Genomic DNA, 8633 nt, shown 5'->3' with positions numbered 1-8633 from the left:
CGCTGTTCGTCCCCGACATGGTGTTCATCGTCTGTGGCGTGCTGCTGGCGATGATGCTGTCGTGCGGGCTGGTCTACCACGGCCTGCAGGCGCTCGCCGAGCGCGAGGAGGACGATGTCATGGTGATGTCGGCCACCTACACGGTGATGGCCTTCGGGCTGATGGCGTGGGGAATACTGTTGGCGCTGGTCTGGGCGCTGTAGCTTGCCCATGCTGGACACGCCGTGGGTGGCCAGCTCTGGGCTCGGACGTCATGCGGCTCTCGTTCTGCGGCCTATCTGGGCCACATCAGGCCCACTGCGAGTGCTCTGGCTTCAGTACATCTCGAGGCGTGCGAAGTCACGTGTTTGCAGGCGGGCTTCTGCATCCTGCTGCTCGGCCAGCTGTTCGAACAGCTCAGCTTCCTCAGGTATGGAAGCCAATTCGGCACGCAACCGGTACATGTCCTTGAGCGTCTGGTGGGCGGTCATCACGTTAGCGAGGAGGTCGTGGGTATCGCGACAGCCCAGGCAGCGAGGTATCCGCTCCAGCACGTCAGGATGACCGAATTCCTGGCTGTCGATTAGCCAGGTCGTGAGCAATCCTTCGCGGCCATCCTCAAGATAGGCCAACATGCCACTCGACATGCGCTTCTCACGATCTGCAAGGAACGCAAGTGCCATCCTCATCCGCTCATCCTGTTGTACTTCAGCCAGTTGGGCGTACTGCTCCCCCAGCCGAGCATGAAAATCGCGTATCCAGACGAGCAGATCCTTGACTTGGCGAAAAGCCATGAGAATTGCCTCCTGCCACAGTTTGCGGCGCATTAAGGAGTGTCAGGTTCCATGTTTCAGCAGCATGGCCTTGATGTGACCGATCGCCTTCAACGGGTTTAGCCCCTTGGGGCACACCCAGGTGCAGTTGGCGATCTGTCGACAGCGGAACACGCTGAAGGGGTCATCGAGGTCGGCCAGGCGATCGCTGGTTGCGGTATCTCGGCTATCGATCAGAAAGCGGTAGGCTTGCAACAACCCCGCAGGACCGATGTACTTATCCGGGTTCCACCACCAGGACGGACAGGCCGAGCTGCAACAGGCGCAGAGAATGCATTCATAGAGCCCGTCGAGTTTCTCGCGCTCCTCGGGGCTCTGCAGGCGTTCCCGGGCGATGGGTGGCTCGTCGTTGATCAACCAGGGGCGAATCTTCTCGAACTGGCGCATGAACTGTGCTTGATCGACTACCAGGTCGCGGATGACCGGCATACCGGGCAAGGGACGCAAGATCAGGATATCGGTGCCGTTCAGTGCCTCGGCGACCGGCGTAATACAGGCCAGGCCATTCTTGCCGTTGATGTTCATGCCATCCGAGCCGCACACCCCCTCACGACAGGAGCGTCGATAGGTCAGAGTCGTGTCCTGATGCTTCAGGTATTCGAGCACATCAAGCACCATCGCTAAGCGGAATCGCTCCTCGACCTCATAGGTTTCCATACGCGGCGCCGCGTCGTGTTCGGGATGGTAGCGATAGAGCCGGACGCTAAACATGGCGGTTTTCCCTGCCGACAGGTGGACGCATCTCAATAGGTGAGATGTAGGCGATGTCGGGCATTGATGCGCAGTATGTACCCGAGCTTCACCAGTGTAGGTCCGAGAATGATCAGTACGTGAGCCAGAACTTGAGCGATCAGCGACAGGCGGCCGTCGATGAGGTAGCCTCCCGTCACACCGACACCCAGCAATACCAGCCCAAGAAGTAGTAAAGCATTCCCCAGGGCATGGGCACATTGGGGGTCATCAAAGTATCGCCGCATATCACTCCTCCTCGTTCCTCTTTCAGTCGTCAACCTTCACTGACCAACAAAAGAAGTATTTCACATACTTTTTTATAGCATGGCCGCCACGCCTCGTCGACCAACCCTGCAATGGTGTGGAATGTTAAGGGCTGGCCTTTCCCCGGCACCTCTGCCAGGAGTGCCTTTGCAGCAGCCCTCCTGGCTTCTCGACTCCCTGCGATCCACGTCTTGATTGGCTTGGCTCTGCGACAATTCGCCTCAGGTTCGCGCGCCCAATAACAAGCATTTTACATGCCTATTATAATTCCCCCGACGAAGGAGACCCTCATGCTCACCTCGCAGCAGGAGCAGCTCATCGAGGCCACCGCCCCGGTGGTAGCAGAGCACCTCGATGCCATTACCCAGCGTTTCTATCCGTTGATGTTCAAGCGCTACCCCGACGTGACCTCGCTGTTTAATCAGGCGCACCAGCAGAGCGGTGCCCAGCAACGGGCCCTGGCCGGCGCCGTATTGGCCTACGTGCAGCTGCGCCAGGATCCCGCCAGGGCGAGAGGAGTGCTGGCCACAGTGGTAGAGAAACACGTGTCGCTGGGCATTCAGCCCGACCAGTACCCCGTTGTCGGCGAATGTCTGATGGCCGCTATCGGCGAAGTGCTGGGCGATGCCCTGACGCCCGAGATCGCCGAGGCATGGTCTGCGCTCTACGAGGAGTTGGCCGAGCTATTGATCGAGCTGGAGGAGCAACGCTACCAGGCCTTTGCCCAGCAGTCCGGGGGCTGGCGTGGCCTGCGCAGTTTTCGTATCGCGGCCACCCGGCAGGAGAGCGCGGTGATTCGCTCCTTCGTACTCGAGCCGGAGGATGGCGGTCCGGTGGCAGACCATGAGCCCGGCCAGTACATCGGTGTGCGGCTTGGCATCGAGGGCGAGACGCTACATCGCCACTACAGTCTCTCGGATCTGCCCAATGGCCGCACGTATCGGATCTCGATCAAGCGCGAGCCCGAGGGCCGGGCCAGCCGACACTTCCATGATGTATTGAACGTTGGCGACAGCGTGGACCTTCTGCCCCCGGCCGGGGAGCTGACGCTACAGGGAGGCAATGAGCCGCTGTTGTTGATTAGCGGTGGAGTGGGCCAGACACCTATCCTGCCGCTGGCTCGCCAGGCGCTGGCCGAGGGTAGGCAGGTAGTCTATCTTCATGCCGCCATCGACGCCGAGCATCACGCCTTCCGGCAGGAGGTCGCCGCGATGCGCGAAGTGCATCCCTCTAAGCTCAAGGTCGTCGCCATACACGAACACGGCGACGATGCCGACCACTGCGGCCGCCTCGATCGCGAGCTACTGAGACACTACCTGCCCGCATCCAACCCGCGCTGCTACTTCGTTGGCCCCCAGGGTTTCATGAGTGCGGTGAACCAGGCCTTGGCAGAGCTCGGCGTTGAAGAGGATCGACGCCACTTTGAGCACTTCGGCCCAGCACGCCCGCTCGACGCCGCCTGAGCCCCAAGCCTATGGGATGCCCCGCCGGGCATCCCGCTGCCCGCCCTGCCATTGCCTGCCAGATCAATGCGTGGCCTGCTGCTCCGCTCGCACACGCCGGGCCTCCCGACCGATCCACCCCCAGTCGTCGAACAGCACGTAGAGCGCCGGAATAACCACCAATACCAGCACGGTGGCGCTGAGCAGCCCGAATACCACCGAGATCACCAGCGGCTTGATGGCCGCCGCCTGGTTGCTGGTCTCGGCCAGCAGCGGCAGCAGGCCGGCGATGGTGGTGAATGAGGCGATCAGAATGGCGCGCAGCCGGTCGCGGCTGGCCTGCCCCGCCGCTGCCGCGGCATCCAGGCCGCGTTCGCGGTGGGCCTTGATGAACTGGATCAGCAGGATGGCATTGTTGACCACGATGCCAGCCAGCGACGCCGCGCCGATCAGCGACGGCAGGGAGAGGTAATAGCCCATCAGCACGTGCCCCCACAGTGCCCCGATGAACGCCAGCGGTATCGACAGCATGACGATCAGCGGCTCAACGTAGCTGCGGAACTGAAACGACAGGATCACGAAGATGCCCAGCAGGCCGATCAGAAGGCCGCGACGGATCGAGGCGCCGGTTTCGGCGGAGCTGGCCACCTGCCCCTCGAAGGCAAGGTCCACGTCGGGGTGGCGTGCCTGGAAGGCCGACAGCCAGCCGCTGTTTCTCAGGTCGTCGACGATGGCCTGGCCGCTGGCCTGGCGGGCGTCGACGTTGGCCTCCACGGTGACGGCACGCCGGCCGTCGATGCGGGTGATGCGCGCCCAGTCGCGGCGCGCCTCCACGTCGGCCACCACCGAGAGCGGCACCCGGCTGCCACCGGGCAGCATCACCGTCTGGTCGGAGAGATCGTCGAGACCGTCGCGATCGCTCTCGGCCTGGCGCACCAGCACCTCGATCTCCTGCTCGCCGATGCGCTGGGTATCGGCGACTTCACCGAGCAGGGCCGCGCGCAGCTGGCCGGCCACCTCCTCGGCGGTCAAGCCCAGGCCGTGGGCGCCTTCGGCCAGCGAGTAGGCGCGCTGGGGCTTGCCCAGACGCAGGTCGTCGATGACGTTGTAGACGGCATCGTAACTCTCCAGTTGGGTGGCCAGCTCCGTAGCGGCCGCCTTCAGGGCATCCAGCTCCTCGCCGACAAGCCGCACCTCGATCGGCACGCCAGCGGGGCCGAGCCCCGGCTCCTGGATGATCAAGCGTTCGACGCCCTCGATCGGACCGATCGCCTCGCGCCATGCCTCGGTCAGTGCATCGAGGGTGACGCGACGCCGCTCGGCGGTGAGCAGGTCGACACTGACGGTGGCCACGTGCGGCCCCGCCTCTCGGGCGCTGAGGTTGTGGTTGAAGCGCACCTGGATCGCCTCCACCAGCGCAGCGCCTTCCGGTTGGTCGGGCGAATAGCGCGCGTCGAGCTCGCGCATGGCCTCCTCGACCCGCTCGGCCACCGCCTCGGTGCGCGCCAGCGGCGTGCCTTGGGGCATCAGGATGCGCGCCTCCAGCACGTCGCCGTCGATGTCGGGCATCGCCTCGCTGCCGATATGGCCGCCGGCCATGAAGCCGGCCGAGCCCAGCAGCACCGCCAGCATGACCCCCAGCACCGCATGGCGCCAGCGGATCGCCCCGTCGGCGAGCCGGCCCACGCCTTCGCGAAAGCGCTCGAAGCCGTTGTCGAAGGCGGTGCGCAGGGGGGAGTCGTGGCCGCGCCGAAGGTGGTTCACGCTGCCCTTCAGGTGGTGGGGGAGAATCCAGAACGCCTCGACCAGGCTCGCTGCCAGGGCGGCGACCAGGACCACCGGCAGTACCTCGAGCACCGCCCCCAGCTCGCCGGCCAGGAAGGAGAGCGGCACGAACACCGCCACCGTGGTCAGGAACGACGCCAGCACCCCGGGCAGCACCTGGCGGGTGCCGGCCACCACCGCCGCGAGCGGCGTGTCGCTCTCGCCGGCGCGGGCGGCGATGTTGTCGGTGATGACGATGGCGTCGTCCATGACGATGCCGATGGCCATCAGCAGCGCCACCAGGGTGATCATGTTGAGTGACAGCCCGGTGAGCGCCATCACCACGAAGGCGCCCATGAAGGCGGCCGGCAACCCCAGCACCGCCCACAGCGCCAGGCGGGGGCGAAAGAACAGGCCCATCATCAGGATCACCAGCGCCAGGCCCATGATGCCGTTGACGACCAGCATCCGCAGGCGGTCACGCACGATGCCGGTCATGTCCTGGGTCAGGGTCAGCGAGATGCCCGCGTCGAAGCGCTGCCGCTCCGCCTCGACCAGCGCTTCGAGGCGCGCCTTCACCGCCAGGGCGTCGTCACGCAGGCTCTTGCTCACCGCCAGCACCAGCGCCGGCTCGCCGTTGAAGCGAATCTGCTCTTCCTCGCGCTCGCCGGCTTCGGTGAGGGTGGCAATCTCGCCCAGGGTCAGCTCGCCGCCGGCCCGATCGGAGACCACCACAAGACTCTCCAGCTCGCGCAACGAGCGCCGCTGGTCGCTGAAGCGCAGCAGGATGTCGCGATCCGGCGTCTCCAGGGTGCCCAGCGGCAGGTCCAGGCTCTGGGCGGCGATGCGTCGCGCCAGCTCGCGGGCCGAGAGGCCATGCTGGCCGAGGACCTCGCCAGGCACCTCCACCTGCCACTGGCGCTGGGACATGCCGTGAATCGCCACGTCGGCCACGCCCGGCAGCGCCATGATGCGCTGCTCCAGGCGCAGGGCATACGCCTCGAGCTGGCGCCTCGGCATGTCGGCTGAGACCGCGACCGAGGCGACCGGGTCACTGCGGTGCAGTTCGCGCACTACCGGCCGCTCGGCCCGTGCGGGCAGCTCGGTGATCGCGCCGACCTCGGTATCGATCTCACTGAGGAAGCGCAGGGCGTCGCCACCGGCCTGCATGGTGGCGGTGGCGCTGGCCAGGTTGTCCTGGGCGACGCAGACGAATTCGTCGAGGAACTGAACGCCCTTCACCGCCTCGTGCAGGCGGCGGCACACGGCGTCCTCGACGTCGGCGGCACTCGCCCCGCGATAGACCACCTCGATGCCCACCTCCACCGGCCGATAGTCGGGGAAGGTCTCGCGCTTGAGCGAAGGTATCGAGAAGAGGCCCGCGGTCAGCAACAGGATCAGCAGCAGATTGGCCGCCGTGGGGTGGCCGGCAAACCAGCGGATCATGGCGTCTCTCCGCGCGCCAGGGCAGCGAGACGCTCCTCGAGTTTCCCGTCACGCCGCGGCGAGAGGCGCCTGCCGTGGATCGCCGTGGCCAGGTCGTCCACCACCACCCGCTCGCCCGGCGCGAGGCCCGCGGTGATCACCGCCAGCTCGCCCTGTTCGAAGGCAACGGTTACCCGGCGCCGCACCAGGCGGTCCTCGTCGTCGGCCAGATACAGCTCCCCTTGGTGCACCGCGCTGGCCGGTACCACCAGCAGCGGCTCGCGGCCCGGCGTCGAGAGGCGCACCCGGGTATACATGTCGCGCTGCAGCGGCGGGCGATCGGGTGGCAGGACGTCCCGATAGGGGTCCGCGACACGTACCACCGCGCGCACGGTGCGCGTGGCCGGATCCAGGCCGCTGGCGACTCGCACCAGCCGCCCCGTCCAGCCCACGCCCTCGGCGCCGACCAGCGCCACCTCGGCCTCGATGTCGGCCAGCGCCAGGCGCTCGCTCAGCTCCAGCGCGCTGCGGGGCGGCTCGTCGGGCACCGCGCCCGCCAGCAGACGCCGCATCATGGCAATGGGGACATGCGCCTCCACCTCGGCTGCTGCCAGGCTGTCGGCCTCGAACAGCCGCTGCCCCGCCGTCACGAACTGGTACTGCTCCACGTCGACCTCGCCGAGGCGCAGGTCGTAGGGCGCCAGGAAGCGGGTATCCTCGAGATCGCGCCGGGCCTGGGCCAGGCGCGCGGCGGCACGCTCGCGCTGGGCGGCGAGGACGTCGCGCCGAGACGGCAGCAGCGCCAGGACTTTCTCCTGCGCGGCCACCGCCTGGCGCTGGGCCAGCGTGCTGCGGCGCTGCTCGTCGCGCTGCGAAGTGGAGACCGAGCCGCTGGCGGCCAGGCGCTCGATGCGCGACAGCTCCTGTTCGGCCAGGCTCAGCCGCTCACGCTCCAGCGACAGCAGGCGCTCGGCGTTGTCCGCCTCGGTCTCGAGCTGCGCCAGTTCGGCGGCCAGGCTGGCCAGTTCCGCCTCGGCCTCGGCGACGGCCAGCTCGTAGCGGCTGGGGTCGAGCGCCACCAACAGGGTACCCTCGGCCAGCAGGGTGCCGCTCTCGAGCTCGGGATGACGCTCCACGACCCGCCCGCTCACGCTGGCTATCGCCTGCCAGGTCTCGGCAGGTCGTGCCACGCCGTGGCCGCGCGCCTCGAGGCGAAACGGCAGGGGCCGGGCCTCGATGGCCCGCACCGCAAGCGCCGACACTGTCGTCTCCTCGCGCTCGGGGGCCTGGCGGCTGGCCACGAGCACCGCCAGCAGCGCCGCGCCCGCGGCGACCCCGGCGAGTACCGCCAATGCTCGCCCCAGGCGCTGGCCGCGGCGGCTCACGGGGCCACCTCGCGTGCGACATGGATGCCATGGCAGTAGAGATCTAAGGCTCCCTGGGCCTGTCGGGCGACATGCTCCATGGTGCCGAGCATCAGCGACTGCATGACCAGCCCCTGGATAGTGCCGATGAACTGCGTGGCGGCGGCCTCGATGTCGAGTCCCTGACGCAGCTCACCGGCTGCCTGGGCCTGGCCCAGCAGCTGCTCGACTCGTTCGCGATAGTGGAACAGCAGCGAGCGGACCAGGCGCCGTGCCGGGGTCGGACGGGCATGCTGCAGCTGGCTCATCATCAACCGAGGCACGCCGGGGTGCTCGACGATGAAGGCGATATGGGCATGGAACATCGCCTCCAGCGCGGCGAGGGGGCCGTCGGCCGCCGCCGCCGCGGCATCCAGCCGCTGCATTACCCGCTCGCCCACCCAGCCGATCACCGCCTCCCAGATGGCGTCCTTGCTCGGAAAGTGACGAAACAGTGCGCCCTGGGTCACTTGCATATGCTTGGCGATGGCACCCGTTGTGATCGTCGCCGGATCGTCATCGGCGCTCAGCTCGATGACCGCCTTGACGGTGAGTTCGCGCCGCGCCTCGGAGGTGAGATTGCGCTTGGTCGGCATGGACGACTCCATAAGATAGTAATCGATTACTATCTTATGTCACGTATTCACGTACCGCCAGCACTATCCCGCTTCGCCATGACCCTCATCAAAAGCGGCACTCGCGTAGTCGACTAGCATGGTCGGGTTTACCCAGACTGCGAGGAGAGCGACATGGAGCTCGTCTGCCCGGCCGACAACCTGCCGGCCCTGAAG

Annotated in this window: 7 protein-coding genes and 1 pseudogene; 2 read left to right on the top strand and 6 right to left on the bottom strand. The window is 66.6% G+C overall.

All coding sequences use genetic code 11. The annotated features are described in order from the left end of the window. Window positions 1-203, top strand: a pseudogene (locus tag QPM17_RS23030) (hypothetical protein); the annotation flags it as partial. Between the two features lie 111 nt (window positions 204-314). On the opposite strand, the gene QPM17_RS23025 reads toward QPM17_RS23030, so the two are convergent. From QPM17_RS23025 to QPM17_RS23015, 3 genes are read right to left on the bottom strand one after another with little or no spacing between them, the layout of a single operon-like run. Then, complete coding sequence (locus QPM17_RS23025) at window positions 315-773, bottom strand: 2-hydroxyacyl-CoA dehydratase (RefSeq protein WP_159548144.1); 459 nt, start codon at window positions 771-773, stop codon at window positions 315-317. A 42-nt stretch (window positions 774-815) separates the two neighbouring features. Beyond that, the gene (locus tag QPM17_RS23020) at window positions 816-1523 is read right to left on the bottom strand and encodes a succinate dehydrogenase iron-sulfur subunit (protein ID WP_159548142.1); all 708 of its coding nucleotides are present in this window, start codon (window positions 1521-1523) and stop codon (window positions 816-818) included. A 32-nt stretch (window positions 1524-1555) separates the two neighbouring features. Further along, window positions 1556-1789 carry a transmembrane sensor/regulator PpyR gene (locus QPM17_RS23015; RefSeq protein WP_159548140.1) on the bottom strand — a complete coding sequence of 78 codons (234 nt, stop codon included), beginning with the start codon at window positions 1787-1789 and terminating at the stop codon, window positions 1556-1558. 273 nt (window positions 1790-2062) lie between these two features. Between QPM17_RS23015 and hmpA the strand changes: the two genes are divergently transcribed. After that, a complete protein-coding gene (gene hmpA, locus QPM17_RS23010; RefSeq protein WP_285394088.1) occupies window positions 2063-3271 on the top strand; it encodes an NO-inducible flavohemoprotein in 1209 nt (402 codons plus the stop codon). Between the two features lie 63 nt (window positions 3272-3334). Here the strand turns inward: hmpA and QPM17_RS23005 are convergent, their stop codons facing one another. Genes QPM17_RS23005 through QPM17_RS22995 form a run of 3 tightly spaced genes read right to left on the bottom strand, consistent with a single transcriptional unit; the run spans window position 3335 to window position 8438 of the window. Continuing rightward, the gene (locus QPM17_RS23005; protein WP_285394086.1) at window positions 3335-6460 is read right to left on the bottom strand and encodes an efflux RND transporter permease subunit; all 3126 of its coding nucleotides are present in this window, start codon (window positions 6458-6460) and stop codon (window positions 3335-3337) included. Beyond that, window positions 6457-7824 (bottom strand): efflux RND transporter periplasmic adaptor subunit, encoded by a 1368-nt coding sequence (locus QPM17_RS23000; RefSeq protein WP_285394085.1) that lies wholly within the window; start codon window positions 7822-7824, stop codon window positions 6457-6459. Before QPM17_RS23000 ends, QPM17_RS23005 begins: the two co-directional genes overlap by 4 nt. Beyond that, complete coding sequence (locus QPM17_RS22995; RefSeq protein ID WP_285394084.1) at window positions 7821-8438, bottom strand: TetR/AcrR family transcriptional regulator; 618 nt, start codon at window positions 8436-8438, stop codon at window positions 7821-7823. The genes QPM17_RS23000 and QPM17_RS22995 overlap by 4 nt, the downstream gene beginning before the upstream one ends. Window positions 8439-8633 lie beyond the last annotated feature (195 nt).

Source organism: Marinobacter azerbaijanicus (assembly GCF_030250645.1).
Taxonomy (GTDB): Bacteria; Pseudomonadota; Gammaproteobacteria; order Pseudomonadales; family Oleiphilaceae; genus Marinobacter; species Marinobacter azerbaijanicus.
The sequence above is the reverse complement of the archived record's forward strand: the minus strand, read 5'-3'. Positions and strand labels throughout refer to the sequence as shown.

Excerpts from the sequence above, each read along its gene's own strand:
- QPM17_RS23025 (WP_159548144.1), bottom strand. The coding sequence starts at position 773 with ATGGCTTTTCGCCAAGTCAAGGATCTGCTCGTCTGGATACGCGATTTT.
- QPM17_RS23020 (WP_159548142.1), bottom strand. The coding sequence starts at position 1,523 with ATGTTTAGCGTCCGGCTCTATCGCTACCATCCCGAACACGACGCGGCG.
- hmpA (WP_285394088.1), top strand. The coding sequence starts at position 2,063 with ATGCCTATTATAATTCCCCCGACGAAGGAGACCCTCATGCTCACCTCG.
- QPM17_RS23005 (WP_285394086.1), bottom strand. The coding sequence starts at position 6,460 with ATGATCCGCTGGTTTGCCGGCCACCCCACGGCGGCCAATCTGCTGCTG.
- QPM17_RS23015 (WP_159548140.1), bottom strand. The coding sequence starts at position 1,789 with ATGCGGCGATACTTTGATGACCCCCAATGTGCCCATGCCCTGGGGAAT.
- QPM17_RS22995 (WP_285394084.1), bottom strand. The coding sequence starts at position 8,438 with ATGCCGACCAAGCGCAATCTCACCTCCGAGGCGCGGCGCGAACTCACC.